Below are 14,885 nucleotides of genomic sequence, written 5' to 3'. Positions count from 1 at the left end.
GCACCCCTACCGCGAGGGCCGTACTGCGAGACCGCGCGCGACCGGCCAGAATGGCAGTCGTGTCGTCGCTTCATGTGCACCGATTCGGCCCCGCCGACGGTCCCGTCGTCCTCGCCCTGCACGGTCTCACCGGCCATGGCAACCGGTGGGAAACCCTCGCCACCGAGCATCTGCCCCAGGCCAGGATCATCGCCCCCGACCTGCGCGGACACGGCCGCTCCACCTCGCTGCCGCCCTGGGATCTGGAAACGATCGTCGCCGATCTCGCGCAGCTGCTGCGCGCCGAGACCGACGGCCCGGTCGTTGTGGTCGGCCACTCCTTCGGCGGCGCCGCAGGTATCTATCTGGCCCGGCAGCACCCCGACCTCGTGCGGGCGCTCGTCCTGCTCGATCCCGCCATCGGCATCGACGCGAAGCTGATCGAGCAGGTCGCCCTCGCCAACCTGGCCTCCCCCGATTACACCGATCTCGCCGAAGCCCGCTCCGACAAGCAGGTCAGCGCGTGGGGACCCGACGAGGTCGATCCCGAGGTGCTGGAACGGGAGTTGGCCGAGCACCTCGTGCCGACCGAGGGCGGCCGGGTCGGCTGGCGCATCTTCCAACCGGCCATCACCTCGTACTGGGGTCAGCTGGCGCGACCGTTCGTGTTGCCGCCCGCCGACCTGCCGACGGTGCTGGTGCGCGCCGCCAAGGTGCAGCCGCCGTATGTCACCGCGGAGTTCCTCGACGCCCTCACCGCCCACCTCGACACGTTCACCGCCGAGGTCTGGGACTGCGACCACATGGTCGCCCAGGCCCGCCCCGCCGACACGGCCGCGCTGATCGCCGCGGTGCTGTAGCCCGGTGGCCGTCACGACGGAGGAACAGGTGGAGAAGGTCCGCGAACTGGTCGCCGCGATTCCGCCCGGCCGGGTCGCCACCTACGGCGATATCGCCGCCGCGGCCGGGCTGTCCTCGGCCCGCACGGTCGGCTGGATCATGCGCACCGATTCCGCCGACCTCCCGTGGCACCGTGTCATCGGCGCGTCCGGACGTCCCGCCGCCCACCTGGCCGCTCGTCAGCTCCGGCTTCTCGGCGAGGAGGGCGTGCCGATCGTCGACGGCCGGGTCGTTCTGCGGACGGCGCGTCTCTGAGCACGCCGATCGTTGCTCCGCATCCGCCACGGACTTCCCGGCGGGAGCGGCCCGCTCGGCTGCGGGGTCTCGAGCATCGGGGCCGCGCCTACTAGCATGACTTTCGTGCCGATCACCCGATTCCGAGTCAGCCGATGACCGCCGATGCGATCGTGCTCGCCGGTGGGCGAGCCAGTCGGATGGGTGGGGTCGACAAACCGGCGATCATGATCGGTGGGCGGTCGATGCTCGATGCCGCGCTGGATGCCGTGCGCGACTGTGCCGAGGTCGTCGTGGTCGGTCCGCATCGCCCCGAACTCGATGCGCGGTTCGGGCAGGTTCGTGAGGTGCCACCGGGTTCCGGCCCGGTCGCGGCGATCGGCACCGGCCTCACCGCACTCGGCTCCACCGCGCCCTTGGTCGTCGTGCTCGCGGCCGACATGCCCTTCCTGACCGATGCGACCGTCCACGAACTGCTGCGCAGCGCAACCGAGTCCACCGCTGACGCCGTTTTCGCGATCGATGCTTCCGGTCGCCCGCAATACCTCGTCGGTGTCTGGCGACGCAGTGCGCTGGTGGCGGCACTGGCCGGACTGGATTCACTGGTGAACCAGCCCATGAAGGCCATCGTGCCCGCCGAGACCGTCCTGGTCGAGCTGCCCGACATCGCCGACTGCGACACCGAGGAAGAGGTCCGTCGCGCGCGCGAATCCTTGGCCACCGACCGCGCGTCGGACCGCCTCGATCTCACCGAAGCGCGCGAGCGTATCGGTTCCGGCCTCACACCCCTGGTCACCTACGAGGCCGCCCTGGACGAGGTCTCCGGTGCCGCGCTGGCCGCCGCGATCACCGCCGCGGGACCACTTCCCCGCTTCGATGTCTCGGCGATGGACGGTTACGCCGTGTGTGGCGACGGCCCGTGGCAGTTGCGCCGCGACGTCGGATTCGCGGGTGGGGCGCGGCCGGCGGGCCTGCTCCCCGGCGAGGCGGTGCGCATCGCCACCGGCGCCCACGTTCCGGACGGCACCACGTCGGTGGTGCGCGACGAATTCGCCGCGATCACCGGCGACGAGCTGGCCCGCCTGCCCGACAGCCCGATCCGCGGCGATGTCCGAAAAAGCGGTGAGGACAGGAAGATCGGCGACCTCGTGGCACCGGCGGGCACCCGGGTCACCGCCGCCCTGCGCTCGGCAGCGGCCTCGGTGGAGGTCACCACGGGTACGGTTCGCGGACCGGTGCGTGCGCGAATTGTCATGACCGGCGACGAGATTCGCAGCACCGGCCCGCTCCAGACCGGCCAGACCCGCGACTCGATCGGGCCCGTCCTGCCAGATCTGCTCGCGGGCTGCGGCGTTCGCGTCACCGACCGAGTCCATCTGCGCGACACCGCCCATGGCTTCGACGACATGCTCACCGGCACCTCGGATTTCGACCTGCTGGTCGTGGTCGGCGCCACCGGCGGCGGCGCGGCCGATCAACTCCGTACCGCCATCGCCCGAGCCGAAGCCCGCGTCCTGGTTCCCCGACTCGCCCTGCGCCCAGGCGGTTCCACCGTCGTCGCCGAACTCCCCACCGGCCAGACCGTCCTCGGCCTTCCCGGCAACCCTTTCGCCGCCATCGCCGTCCTCCTCGCCCTCACCCCCGCGATCGTCGCCGCCCGCACCGGCTCCCCCCTCCCCCGAAGAATCCTCGGCTCGCTCCACAACGCCGCCGACATCACCGCCCCGGTCCAGCGCATCACCCCCGCCCGCTACGCCCCCGACGGCGGCTGGCTCGGCGACCCCACGGTCCGCACCGCCCACCTCGCCGGCCTGATCGACCGCGACGGCCTGGTCATCGTCCCCCCGAATGCCACCGACGGCTCGATCGTCGAATTCATCCCCCTCCCCTCCTGACCGCGACTCCTGACAATGGCCGAAGTCGAATCTCGCGCACTCGCCGCAATTCTCACATTGTCACAGAACGGCGAAGTCCGGATTAATTGGCCGGAGCACGCCCGCACATGCTTGACACGCCGAATTCACACAGGTCAGAAACCTATTTTTGCCGCAGGTCTATCCTCGCGCCGTAATGGTGCTTATTGTTGGACGGGTCAGGCGTGGGACGCCCCGCACGCGAGGTGGATTGCGTCGGACAGTGCGTTGAAGGCTTAATCACTTATCCCTCGGAAAGGACCGTGTGGAGATGGCTGACAAGTCTAAAAAAGCACCGAAGAAAATGCCCAAGCAGATGCCGCGCCAGCAGCAGGAGCAGCGGCAGGAGCAGGGGCAGGGGCAGGACTCGCAAGGGATGACGCGAGCAGGCCAGGACGATCGGCGTGAACAGCGCCGCCCCGGCCATCACTGAAATACGTGAGTCGACGAGCCGCCGGTATCGCTACCGGCGGCTCGTCCACGTCATGCCCCGATGCTCAGTAGCGCGCCTGCCCCGGATCCGTCCCGCCCACGCCGAGCCGTCGACGGATCGGGAACGGGTACCGCGTCGACCAGGCGGCGGGTGTACTCCTGAGCCGGTGCGGCGAATACCGCGCGCGCCTCGCCGGTTTCGACGATCCGGCCCTGCCGCAGCACCACAACCCGGTCGGCGACCTGGTGCACCACGGCCAGATCGTGACTGATGAACAAGCTGGCGAAGCCGTACTCGGCACGGAGGTCGACGAAGAGGTCGAGCACCTGCGCCTGCACCGACACATCGAGCGCGCTGGTCGGCTCATCGGCCACCAGCAGGCGCGGCGCCAAGGCCAGCGCGCGAGCCAGCGCCACCCGCTGACGCTGCCCGCCGGACAACTCCCCCGGCCTGCGCTGCGCGTAATCCCTCGGTAGTCGCACCGATTCGAGCAGGTTCTCGACCTTGGCCTGCAACAGAGTCCCCGATGCCGCCCGATGCACCTGCAACGGTTCGCCGATCGAGTCGGCGACAGTGCGTCGCGGATCGAGGGAGGCACTCACATCCTGATGCACAAGCGCGACATGCTTGCGCAGTCCACGCAGTTCGCGCCGCGACAATCCGGCCAACGGAACACCCTGCAGCTCAACCCGTCCCGAGGTAGCAGGGACGAGCCCGAGCGCAGTGCGCCCCAGCGTGCTCTTGCCCGACCCGGACTCACCGACCAGCCCGAGGACTTCACGGGGCCCGAGAGTGATCGAAATATCCTGTAGCGCGGGGAAAGACGCACCGCCGTGGCGGCCCGGGTACACCACCGACAGATCGTCGATCCGGAGCACGTCGCGGTATTCGGATTCCCCTCGCCCGCCACCCTTTTCCGCGACAACGGCAGGCCCACGCACGACGACCCGCCGCAGGATCCGGCGAACACCGCGTTCCGAAGGTTCTGCCGTGGCGTTGTCATCCGGTTCGTCCGCGAGAGCCTCCGTCTCGGGGTCGACGCGATCGGACGCGTCGACCCCATCGGCAACCTCACCAGCTTCGCCGTTGTCCGCGGCCGCACGCCGAACCGTCGACCGACCGTCACCCGTCGCACCGGCACCGGCACCGGCATCGACATCGACATCGACATCGACTGCAGCCTCGCTGACCTCAGCATTCCCTGCGGCAACCCGATTCTCACCATCCGCATCGGCTGCAGGTTCCGGATCTCCCTCCCGCGACGACACCGCGGGCAACCGCGGCACCGCCGCCAGCAGCGTCCGCGTGTAGTCCTCGCCCGGTTCGGCGAACAACCCGAACACCGTCTGCTCTTCGACCACCCGCCCCTCGCGCATCACCACGACCCGGTCGGCGATCTCCGCGACCACCCCGAGATTGTGGGTGATGAACAGGATCGCCGTCCCGCGCTGACGTTGCAGGGTGCGCAGCAGTGCGAGGATCTCGGCCTGCACGGTGACATCGAGTGCGGTGGTCGGTTCGTCGGCGATGAGCAGTGCGGGCTCCCCGGACAGGGCGAGCGCGATGACCACGCGCTGTTTCTGCCCGCCGGAGAGCTGATGCGGGTACCAGTCGAGGCGCTTGTCCGGCTCCGGAATGTCCACGGCCGTCAGCAGTTCGATCGCGCGGGTTCGCGCGGCGGCCTTGTCGGTCACGCCGTGCGCGCGCAGCGCCTGCGCGATCTGGGTGCCGATCTTCTGCACCGGGTTCAGCGCGGTCTGCGGTTCCTGAAAGACCATGGCGGCCTTGGTTCCCCGCAGGTCCCGCAACGCCGATTCGGCGGCCCCGACGACCTGCGTGCCCGCGAGCCGGATCGACCCGCCTGCGCGCGCGGTCTCCGGCAGCAACCCGAGCACCGATCGCGCGGTGAGCGACTTGCCCGAGCCGGACTCCCCGACGAGGGCGACGACTTCACCCCGGCGAACCCGCAAGCTCACCCGGTCGACAACCGTCCGGTCGCCGAAACTCACCGTCAACTCGTCGATGTCGAGCACGGGGTCGAGCTGGTCGGTTGGTGTGCTCATGCCAATCTCCTTGCGCGGCCCAATGCTTGGGCGATCAACAGGAATCCCAGGGTCAACGCGGCCACCACGATCAGCGGTCCGATCGCGATCCACGGGTTGGCGTCGAGGTTGGCGATCGAGCCTGCGATCAGCGAACCCAGCGACGGCTGCGGCGGCAGCACACCGATCCCGATGAAACTCATCGCGCCTTCGATGAACACCGCCACCGACAGCGACAGCGCGAACTGCACGCCGAGCGGTTCGATCACATTGGGCAGCACGTGCTTTCGCAAGGTCCACCAGGTGTCGGCGCCGATCACCTCCGAGGCTTCTACGAACGGTTGTTCGCGCACGGCCAGTACCGCCGTGCGGATCTGCCTGCCGAAGATCGGGATCTCGGCGGCGATGATCACAATGACCACCGCGTGCCAGCCGGGCCCGGTGATCGCGGCGAGCGTGATCCCCAAGATCAGGGTGGGGAAGGCCAGAATCAGATCGAACACCCGCTGGACGGTCACGTCCGCGATCGGGTGGACGGTGGCGGCCAGCCCGACCAGCGCACCGACCAGGGCGCCGATCGGCACGGCGAGCAGCGCGATCAGCAGGTCGATCCGGATACCGGCCAGCACCCTGGCGGCCACGTCACGGTTGAGGTGGTCGGTGCCGAGCCAGTGCTGCGCGCTGGGGCCGAGCAGGTTGGCGCCGGGGATCTGGGTGAGCGGATCGTAGGAGCTGAGCAGCCCGGCGAACACCCCGGCCAGTGCCACCACGGCTACCAGCAGTACCCCGGCCAGTCCCTGCCCACGGCGCAGCGCGCGCAAGGGTCCCTCGTGCCGTGGTGATTCGTCCACTGCCACAGTGGTTTTGGTGACGGTCACGAGCGTCCTCCGATGCGAATCCGCGGGTCCAGCCACGCGTGCGCGACATCGGTGATCAGCTGGATCACCACGAACACCGCCACCGACAGCAGCAACAGCACCTGCACGAGCGGATAATCGCGACGACTGATCCCCTGCTCGATGAGCTGCCCGATCCCCGGCCACACGAAGGCCGCCTCCACCAGCACCGCACCGCCGAGCAGCTGCCCGGTCTGGATGCCGAGCACGGTGAGCATGGTCGGCAGCGCGTTGCGCAGTGCGCCACGGGTGACGATCTCGCGATATCCGACGCCGAGTGAACGTGCCGTCAGCACATACTGTTTCGCGAGTTCGGTGCGCAGCGCTTCGGTGAGGAAGCGGGTGAGCGCCGCCGAGACCGGCAGCGCCAGGCAGATCGCGGGTAGCAGCAGGTACTGCACGGCGATATCGGGCCGGGCGATGAAGCCGTCCGGCGGCACCCCGCCGGCGGGCAACACCGGAATCGCGACGGCGAACACCAGCACCAGCAGCGGCCCCACCACGAACGTCGGCAGCGCCACCGCGATCGTATTGGCCGCGGCGACAACAGTATTGAGCCAGCGGCTCGGCCACAGCACCGACGCCACCGACACGACCAGACTCACCAGCACGGCCAGCAGCAGTGCGGTCACCGTGAGCACCAGCGTGTTGGTGAGCCCGCGGCCGACCAGGTCGGTGATCTCGCCGCCGATGATGTAGGAGCGACCGAGATCGAGGGTGAACACGTCGCCGAGCCACTGCAGATACTGCACCGGGATGGATCGATCGAGGCCCAGCTGGTGGCGGATCACCTCGATGGTCTGCGGTGTCGCGTCGTTGCCCGCCAGGATGGTGGCGGGGTCACCCGGAACCAGCCGCAGCAGCAGGAAGATCAGCACCGAGGCCCCGAACAGCACCAGCAGCGCCGAGGGGAGCCGGTGCAGCAGGTAGCGCGTCATGACAGGAAGGTGTCGGTGAGGACGGGCTCGCGCCGCTTGGTCCAGGCGAACCCGTGCACCTTGTTGACGGTGGAGTACTGCTGGAAACGCACGCCGATCTCGATCAGGAACAGCCCTTCGAGCAGCTGGTCGGTGACGGCCTGGTAGGCGCGGACCGCTTCGGGCCCAGTGCCCTGTGCCAGCTGCCAGGCGGTGTCGGCGGCCGCGGTGTAGGCGGGCGATTCGTAACGTGAGGCATTGCGGCGGGCGTTGAACGGGTAGGCGCTCACCGTGAGAGTCGACGGGACGAACTGGGCCCACGAATGGTCGGTGACCCACAGACCACGGAACTGCTGGCCGGTGAGCTGCTTGACGAAGGTGGCGGCGTCGACCGGGTCGAGGTCGACCTCGATGCCCACGTCGGCGAGGTTGGCCTGCACGATTTGAGCGACCTCGCCGTAACCGGGGGCGAAGGTCAGCGGCAGCTTCGGCGGCCTCGCCGACTGGTCGAGGAGCTGTTTGGCCTTGCCGATGTCACGGTTGTACTTGGTGTTGCGGGATTCGTCGAAGGCGGGCGAGTTCTTGGGCCACGGCACGTTCAGCGGATAACCCGCGCCCCGGAACACCTCGTTGATGATGCGTTCGCGGTCGAGGGAGTAGGCGATGGCCTGGCGCACCCGGACATCGGCCAGCGCGGGTTCGGTCACATTGACGCCGACATAGGCTTGCAGCTCGGCGCCTTCGAGGTCGTGCACCGTGAATCCGCCGCTCTTGCCCAGGTTTTCGGCATCGCGGTAGCCGAGTTCGCGCGCCGCGGCGATCTGACCGGACTTCAACGCGTTCAGCAGCGCGTTCGGGTCGGGGATGATCGAGACCTCGACCCGGTCGAGGTACGGGCGCTCGGGCACCCAGTAGTTCGGGTTCTTCTCGAAGATCAACTGCGAGTTCGGCACGCGCTGGACATATTTGAAGGGACCGGTGCCGATATAGGTGTCGCCGGTGCCGAGCTTGTCGGCGGTTTCGCTGTCCAGGATCGGCACGGTGTCGAGCAGGTCGTAGATGTTGCTCAGTGGATGGGCGAGCTGCAACACGATCCGCGTCGGCGAGACGATGTCGAACCCGGTGACGGCGGCGGCCGAACTACGCAGCTGCGCCGACCATTTGGCGTCGGCGTAGGTGCGCAGCGAGAACTCCACGTCCTTGGCGGTGAAGGGACGCCCGGAATGGAACTTCACGTCGTCGCGCAGGTCCAGGCTCAGCGAACGGCCGTCGGCGGCGAGCTGCCACGACGTGGCCAGTAATGGTTGCGGTTCCAGCTTGTCGTTCGGGTAGCGGATCAGCGACTCGTACACCAGGCCGATCACGACCGGGGTCGCGGCGGTGTTGGTGAGCAGGTTCGCCGGCACCAGGTCCTCACGGATGCCGACCTTCAGGGTGCCGCCACGCACCGGTGTCGCGCCGTCCCCGCCCGCTTTCTGTTCCGAGACCGCCGAGGTGCAGGCCGCCAGCGCGGCACCGCCGAAGATGGCCGCGGCGGCGATGCCGCTGGTGCGCAGAAAGTCTCGGCGGCCGAAGCCACTGGGCGTTGAACTCATGGTGAAGATCCTCGAAGACGCATCGACCCGCGCGGCGGGCCGAGGAGGGTGCACAGCGCACCGCGGGAAAGGGAACACATCGGATCGGCCGCGAACGTCGTGGACGTTCGTCAGCCGCGCAGGACGCGACACGAACAGCAGCAGGGTGGCTGATTCGTGGGCACGGCAGTGACGCTAACAAGTTGCGGCGGACCGGTCACCGATTCCACGCACACTGCACATAACCCTGGTGACCAGCGAATACGTCGCCTTTACTGCCAGAATGCCTGTTCCACCCCATGCTCGCGGTTACGCATCCTTCGGCGGCTCGGCCGGTCGCACCTCCGCGGAGTCGACCCCCGATTGGACGTATCCCCCCACCGCGCCCGCCGGCGCGCCGAACATCATCGTCGTGCTCGTGGACGACATGGGTTACAGCGATATCGGCCCGTTCGGTTCCGAGATCGAGACGCCGAACCTGGACCGGCTCGCGGCCCGGGGTGTTCGACTCTCGAACTACCACACCACGCCACTGTGCTCGCCCTCACGCGCGGCGCTGCTGACCGGAATCAACAGCCACCGAGCGGGTTTCGGCTTCGTGGCCAACGCCGACCCCGGCTACCCCGGCCTGCGCCTGGAACTGGCCGACGATGTGCTCACACTCCCGGAGATCCTGCGCGGCAACGGCTACGCCACCTACGCGGTGGGCAAATGGCATCTGGTGCGCGACGCCACGATGAACCCGTCGGCGCATCGGGACTCCTGGCCGACCCAGCGCGGATTCGACCGCTACTACGGGTCTTTGGAGGGTCTGAACTCCTTCTACTATCCCAACCAGCTGGTCTCGGACAGCTCGGTGGTCGACGTGGAGGAGTACCCGGAGGGTTATTACCTCACCGACGATCTCACCGACAAGGCGCTGTCCTACATCAAGGATCTGCGCGCGCACGATGCGGAGAAACCGTTCTTCCTGTACTTCGCGCACGTGGCGATGCACGGGCCGTTGCAGGCCAAGGCCGAGGATCAGGCCAAGTATCGGGGTCGCTACGACCAGGGCTGGGACGAACTGCGCAGGCGACGCTTCGCCGAACAGCTGGCCCAGGGCTTGTTCCCGCCGGGCACCGAGCAGAAGCCGCGCAACACCGAGCCGGGTTACGAGGCGGCGGAGTGGGATTCGCTGTCGGCCGACGAGCAGCGGCGCTACGCCAAGTACATGGAGGTGTACGCGGGCATGGTCGACAGCATCGACCAGAGCCTGGGTCGGATCGTCGACCTGCTCGACGATCTCGGCGAACTGGACAACACCATCATCGTGTTCACCTCCGACAACGGCGGCACCGCCGAGGGCGGACCGGAGGGCACACGCTCCTATTTCGCCGAGTTCGCCCACGTCGACGATCCCGACTGGGTGGGCGATGTCCCGCACGACGAGGACCTGATCGGCACCGCGAAGCTGGGCGTGCACTACCCGCGCGGCTGGGGTCAGGCGTCCAACACGCCGTTCCGGTTCTACAAGGGCCAGACCTTCGCCGGTGGCGTGCGAGTGCCACTGGTGGTGTCGTGGCCGAAGGGGTTGCCGCGCACCGGCACCGATTCCGGTATCCGCCACGAATACGCCTACGTCACCGATCTCGCGCCGACCCTGCTCGACCTGGCGGGCCTGGACCGCCCTACTGTGCGTAACGGGCTGCCCGCCAAGGACTTCGACGGAATCTCCGCGGCCGAGCTGCTGCGCGATCCGGCAGCCCCGGCGCGCCACACCGAGCAGTACTCGGAGATGACCGGTCATCGTGGCTTCTATCGCGACGGCTGGAAGCTGCTGTCGCTGCACGAGGCCGACGCCGACATCGACGCGCCGAACTGGCAACTGTTCGACGTGCGCGCCGATCCCACAGAGCTGCACGATCTTTCGGCGCAGTACCCGGACAAGGCCGCCGAACTCGCCACCGCATGGGACGAGTCGGCCTGGGCCAACACAGTCTTTCCACTGCTGACGCGCGCCGACCTGTTCCGCCGCCGCCCCGAGGAAGCCCGGTTCGCCGCGCCGGTCCGCCTCCTCCCTGGCACCCCCACCCTCGAGCGCTACCGCTCCCAGCGCCTCATCGCCTACCGCGACTTCACCATCACCGCCGACCTGACGGGGGCCCGACCGCCCGCCGCCGCGACGGCGCCCACGACATCGCGGGCTTCGGACGCAGCGCCCGATGTCGCGGAGCGGGCCGAGGTGGCCGGATTCCGGCTCGGTGACGAGGGCGTACTCGTGGCGCACGGTGACCCGCTCGGCGGGTACCTGCTCTACATCGAGGACGGCGAAGTAGTGCTCGGCGTGAACAGCTATGGGCGGTACGCGTCGGTGGGCGTGCCGCTGCCCATCGGGACGCGCGAGATCACCGTACGAGCCACCATCGAGCCGCGTCTGCGCTGGGACTTCACCATCCAGGTCGACGGCACGCCGCTCGCGGAACTCACCGATCAGGTGCAGCTGGTCGGCATGGCACCGTGGACCGGGATCTCCGTCGGCGTCGACGCGCGCGGTCCGGTCTCGTGGGATCTGCGCGAGCGCCGCGGCCCGTTCCGCTATACCGGGAGCCTGCGCGCGATCACCTACACGCCCGGCCCCGTGCAGGTCCCGCAGCGCACGATCGACGCGGTGGAGCGCGAAGCCGAGTACGCCGCGGAGTAACGGACCGCCGCCCATTCGCCGGGCGCCGCTGCGCGCGGGCCCCGAGGATCGAGTCGCGACCAGGTCGGATACCGTTTATCAGCCAGAATCGCCACGCAGACAGGACGCCGGAGATGGACGACAGTTCCCTGATCTGGGACGACGGTGCGCTCGTCACCGTCGACCAGCGCGGACTGCCGCACGAGGTGCGGCAACTGCGCCTGCGCACCGTCGACGAGATCATCGAGGCGATCACCACCCTCGCCATTCGCGGCGCTCCGGCGATCGGGATCGCGGGCGCGTTCGGCGTGGTCATCGCCACCAGGGCGCACACTCACGGCGACTCGGTGGACTCGCCGAGTCACTCGCCCGGCGAGGCAGGTGGTCGCGCCGGTGACGTGGTCGACGTGGCGGCTGTGCAGGCCGAGGCCGACCGGATCGCCGCGGCCCGGCCGACCGCTGTCAACCTGGCATGGGCGGTCGACCGGGTGCGAGCCCGGATCGCCGAGGGCGCCGACGCGGTGCTGGCCGAGACTCTCGACATGCTCGCCGAGGACGGGCGGGTCAACCTGGCCGCCGCCACCCACGCCGCCGATCTGGTGCAACGCCTGTGCGGTGGGCAGCCGCTGCGCTTGCTCACCCACTGCAATACCGGGCGCCTGGCCACCAGCGCGGTGGGGACCGCGATCGGCGCCTTGCGGGTGCTGCACGAGCGTGGCGCCGTCGCGGACGTGATCGTCGACGAGACCCGCCCGCTGCTGCAGGGCGCGCGGCTCACCGCGTGGGAACTGGCCGAGGCGGGCATTCCACATCGCCTGACCATCGACTCCGCCGCGGCCTGGGCGATGGCGACCGGTCAGGTCGACGCCGTGCTGGTCGGCGCGGACCGGATCACCGCCAACGGCGACGTCGCCAACAAGATCGGCACCTTCACTCTGGCGCTGGCCGCCCGTCACCACGGCATTCCGTTCATCGTGGTCGCGCCGGAGTCCACCCGCGATACCGCGATGGCGACCGGCGCGCAGATCGTGGTGGAACAGCGGGCCGCGGCCGAGGTCACCGGATTCGGTGGCGTCGCCACCGCACCGACGGACACCGCGGTATTCAACCCCGCCTTCGATGTGACACCCACCGACCTCGTCACCGCCGTGGTCACGGAAAACGGTGTGGTCTACCGCAATTCGGATTCCTTCGACGCGCAGGGCCGGGCGACCGCCACGGACGGACCCGGCAGCGGATCGCGGACCGCCGAACGCGACGATCCGCCGGACGGCGGGAGCACCGTGGCTTTCGCCGAACAAGGCCGGGCGATCGCCGGCACCGCGCGTCAGCTCTATGGCCGGGGGTGGATGCCGGGGACGGCCGGCAACATCTCGGTGCGGATCGAGGCGCCCACGTCACCATCGGGGACCGTGACGGCCGGCGCTGCCCTCGACAGCCTCGGCACATGGCCCGCGTTGCTCATCACCGCCAGCGGATTGTCCAAAGGTGAACTGAGCGCCGACGATTGCGTGCTCGTCGGGATCTCGGACACCACCGCGCATTCGGGCCAGAGCCGGAAACCGTCCGCGGAGACCAGCATTCACACCGCCGTGTACCGCACCCGCCCCGCAGGCGCGGTCGTGCACGTGCATTCCCCTTTCGCCACCGCGCTGGCAACCACTGCCGCGCGACCCGGCGAGACGGTGACCCAGTTGCGGATCAGCGGTTTCGAGCTGCTCAAGGGGTTCGGCCTCGCGGACCCGTCGACTGTGGTGGTCCCGGTGTTCGCGAACTGGCCCGATGTAGCACGGATCGGCGCCGACATCGAGCTCCACCTCCGCGAAAACCCCTCTGCACCACCGATTCTGTTCATCACCGGGCACGGGATCACCACCTGGGGTGACACTCTTGCCCAGGCGCGCGATCGCGCCGAATGCCTGGAAGCCCTGTGCGAGTTGATCGCCCGCACCGGACGAACCGACGCCACGCCCCTCGAGATCGGACCGACATGACCCTGCTGCAAGTGATGGCCGCCGACAGCGCCGCCGACGTCCGGGTGCGCACCACCGACCCCACCGAGATCGGCGCCGAGCTGGCTCAGCACGGCATCGCGTACTCGCACTGGGAGGTGCTCGCCGACGCCGCCACCACGGACTCCGACACCCTGCTCGCCCACTACGGCCCGCAGATCGCCGAACTCAACGCCTCGGGCCGCTACCAGCACATCGATGTCGCCCGCATCCACCCGGACGCCGACAACCCGGAGTGGCCTGCCACGGCCGCCGGTGCGCGCGCGAAGTTCCTCGACGAGCACCGCCACGCTGAGGACGAGGTGCGCTTCTTCGCCGCGGGCCGTGGCTGCTTCTACCTGCACGTGGGCGACTCGGTGCTAGCGACCGTCTGCGAAGCGGGCGACCTGCTCTCGGTCCCCGCGGGCACGCTGCACTGGTTCGACATGGGCACCACCCCCGACTTCATCGCCCTGCGCTTCTTCGAGGAGGCCGACGGCTGGGTGGGCGACTTCACCGGCGACAAGATCAGCGCGGGCTTCCCGACGCTCGACGAACTGCTCGCGTGACCCGCGCGATCGTCCTCGACATCGAGGGCACCACCAGCCCCACCGACGCGGTCCGCACCGACCTCTACGGCTACACCTCCGCTCACCTGCCCGCCTGGCTGTCCGAGAACACCGATGGCACAGCCGATTCGGTGCTCACCGCGACCCGCGAGCTCGCCGGTGAACCCGATGCGGGGCCCGACCGCGTCGCCGAGATCCTGCGCGGCTGGCTGGAATCCGATGTCAAAGCCGAGCCGCTCAAGACCGCACAGGGCGCGATCTGCGCCCAGGGCTTCCGCGCGGGCGCACTGCGCGGCCGCTTCTTCGGCGATGTGGCACCCGCCTTGAAAGCGTGGCACGCCAGCGGCTGCCAGCTCTTCGTCTACTCCTCGGGATCCGAACGCAACCAACGCGATTGGTTCACCTTCGCCGACGCGGGCGATCTGTCCGGCCTCATCACCGACCACTTCGACCTGGTGACCGCGGGCCCCAAACGCGCACCCGCCTCCTACGAATCCATCGCCGACCGCATCGGGGTCCCCCCACAGGACATTCTGTTCCTCTCCGACCACCCGGACGAACTCGACGCCGCCGTCGCCGCGGGCTGGCAAGTCGTCGGCGTACACCGCCCCGACGAGCCCAACCCCGCACGCCCACCCCACCGCTGGGTGAGTTCCTTCGCTGACATAGATCCACAGCTACCGACCGACTAGTCGGCCTCCACGGTGCGCTGCCGGCACTTGTTCCCGCCGGAAATCTGACACCGCCTACGCGAGCTCGGCGTCACCGTCGTCGA

12 protein-coding genes are annotated in these 14,885 nt (G+C 69.0%); 8 read left to right on the top strand and 4 right to left on the bottom strand.

The features are described from left to right. The first annotated feature begins 50 nt into the window (after positions 1-50). From ACFQ9R_RS15755 to ACFQ9R_RS15740, 4 genes are all read left to right on the top strand, one after another. Entirely contained in the window at positions 51-839 is a 789-nt protein-coding gene (locus tag ACFQ9R_RS15755; RefSeq protein ID WP_378991324.1) for an alpha/beta fold hydrolase, read from the top strand. Between the two features lie 4 nt (positions 840-843). Next, entirely contained in the window at positions 844-1,134 is a 291-nt protein-coding gene (locus ACFQ9R_RS15750) for an MGMT family protein (RefSeq protein WP_378632834.1), read from the top strand. 134 nt (positions 1,135-1,268) lie between these two features. Continuing rightward, positions 1,269-3,008, top strand: coding sequence for an NTP transferase domain-containing protein (locus ACFQ9R_RS15745; protein WP_378991323.1), 1,740 nt, complete (start codon positions 1,269-1,271; stop codon positions 3,006-3,008). A 289-nt stretch (positions 3,009-3,297) separates the two neighbouring features. Continuing rightward, positions 3,298-3,459 (top strand): hypothetical protein, encoded by a 162-nt coding sequence (locus tag ACFQ9R_RS15740; RefSeq protein ID WP_378991322.1) that lies wholly within the window; start codon positions 3,298-3,300, stop codon positions 3,457-3,459. A 50-nt stretch (positions 3,460-3,509) separates the two neighbouring features. On the opposite strand, the gene ACFQ9R_RS15735 is transcribed toward ACFQ9R_RS15740, so the two are convergent. Genes ACFQ9R_RS15735 through ACFQ9R_RS15720 form a run of 4 tightly spaced genes read right to left on the bottom strand, consistent with a single transcriptional unit; the run spans position 3,510 to position 8,909 of the window. Then, a complete protein-coding gene (locus ACFQ9R_RS15735) occupies positions 3,510-5,522 on the bottom strand; it encodes a dipeptide ABC transporter ATP-binding protein (RefSeq protein ID WP_378991321.1) in 2,013 nt (670 codons plus the stop codon). Continuing rightward, positions 5,519-6,379: an ABC transporter permease gene (locus tag ACFQ9R_RS15730; protein WP_378991320.1), complete on the bottom strand. Its 861-nt coding sequence runs from the start codon at positions 6,377-6,379 to the stop codon at positions 5,519-5,521. Before ACFQ9R_RS15730 ends, ACFQ9R_RS15735 begins: the two co-directional genes overlap by 4 nt. Beyond that, complete coding sequence (locus ACFQ9R_RS15725; RefSeq protein WP_378991318.1) at positions 6,376-7,335, bottom strand: ABC transporter permease; 960 nt, start codon at positions 7,333-7,335, stop codon at positions 6,376-6,378. Before ACFQ9R_RS15725 ends, ACFQ9R_RS15730 begins: the two co-directional genes overlap by 4 nt. After that, positions 7,332-8,909 carry an ABC transporter substrate-binding protein gene (locus ACFQ9R_RS15720; RefSeq protein WP_378991317.1) on the bottom strand — a complete coding sequence of 526 codons (1,578 nt, stop codon included), beginning with the start codon at positions 8,907-8,909 and terminating at the stop codon, positions 7,332-7,334. Before ACFQ9R_RS15720 ends, ACFQ9R_RS15725 begins: the two co-directional genes overlap by 4 nt. 262 nt (positions 8,910-9,171) lie before the next feature. Between ACFQ9R_RS15720 and ACFQ9R_RS15715 the strand changes: the two genes are divergently transcribed. From ACFQ9R_RS15715 to mtnC, 4 genes are all read left to right on the top strand, one after another. Further along, a complete protein-coding gene (locus ACFQ9R_RS15715) occupies positions 9,172-11,571 on the top strand; it encodes an arylsulfatase (RefSeq protein WP_378991315.1) in 2,400 nt (799 codons plus the stop codon). Between the two features lie 113 nt (positions 11,572-11,684). Beyond that, positions 11,685-13,544 (top strand): S-methyl-5-thioribose-1-phosphate isomerase, encoded by a 1,860-nt coding sequence (gene mtnA, locus ACFQ9R_RS15710; RefSeq protein WP_378991314.1) that lies wholly within the window; start codon positions 11,685-11,687, stop codon positions 13,542-13,544. Then, on the top strand, positions 13,541-14,110 hold the full coding sequence (locus ACFQ9R_RS15705) for an acireductone dioxygenase (RefSeq protein ID WP_378991313.1): 570 nt from the start codon (positions 13,541-13,543) through the stop codon (positions 14,108-14,110). Before mtnA ends, ACFQ9R_RS15705 begins: the two co-directional genes overlap by 4 nt. Beyond that, positions 14,107-14,802: an acireductone synthase gene (gene mtnC / locus ACFQ9R_RS15700; protein WP_378991311.1), complete on the top strand. Its 696-nt coding sequence runs from the start codon at positions 14,107-14,109 to the stop codon at positions 14,800-14,802. Before ACFQ9R_RS15705 ends, mtnC begins: the two co-directional genes overlap by 4 nt. Positions 14,803-14,885 lie beyond the last annotated feature (83 nt).

The organism is Nocardia sp. NPDC056541, from assembly GCF_042794235.1.
In the GTDB taxonomy this organism is placed as follows: Bacteria; Actinomycetota; Actinomycetes; order Mycobacteriales; family Mycobacteriaceae; genus Nocardia.
Note: the sequence above shows the minus strand (reverse complement) of the source record. Positions and strands in the feature narration are given on the sequence as shown.

Coding starts and splice junctions, on each gene's coding strand:
- ACFQ9R_RS15735 (WP_378991321.1), bottom strand. CDS start 5,522: ATGAGCACACCAACCGACCAGCTCGACCCCGTGCTCGACATCGACGAG.
- ACFQ9R_RS15740 (WP_378991322.1), top strand. CDS start 3,298: ATGGCTGACAAGTCTAAAAAAGCACCGAAGAAAATGCCCAAGCAGATG.
- ACFQ9R_RS15725 (WP_378991318.1), bottom strand. CDS start 7,335: ATGACGCGCTACCTGCTGCACCGGCTCCCCTCGGCGCTGCTGGTGCTG.
- ACFQ9R_RS15715 (WP_378991315.1), top strand. CDS start 9,172: ATGCCTGTTCCACCCCATGCTCGCGGTTACGCATCCTTCGGCGGCTCG.
- mtnA (WP_378991314.1), top strand. CDS start 11,685: ATGGACGACAGTTCCCTGATCTGGGACGACGGTGCGCTCGTCACCGTC.
- ACFQ9R_RS15705 (WP_378991313.1), top strand. CDS start 13,541: ATGACCCTGCTGCAAGTGATGGCCGCCGACAGCGCCGCCGACGTCCGG.
- ACFQ9R_RS15745 (WP_378991323.1), top strand. CDS start 1,269: ATGACCGCCGATGCGATCGTGCTCGCCGGTGGGCGAGCCAGTCGGATG.
- ACFQ9R_RS15720 (WP_378991317.1), bottom strand. CDS start 8,909: ATGAGTTCAACGCCCAGTGGCTTCGGCCGCCGAGACTTTCTGCGCACC.
- ACFQ9R_RS15755 (WP_378991324.1), top strand. CDS start 51: ATGGCAGTCGTGTCGTCGCTTCATGTGCACCGATTCGGCCCCGCCGAC.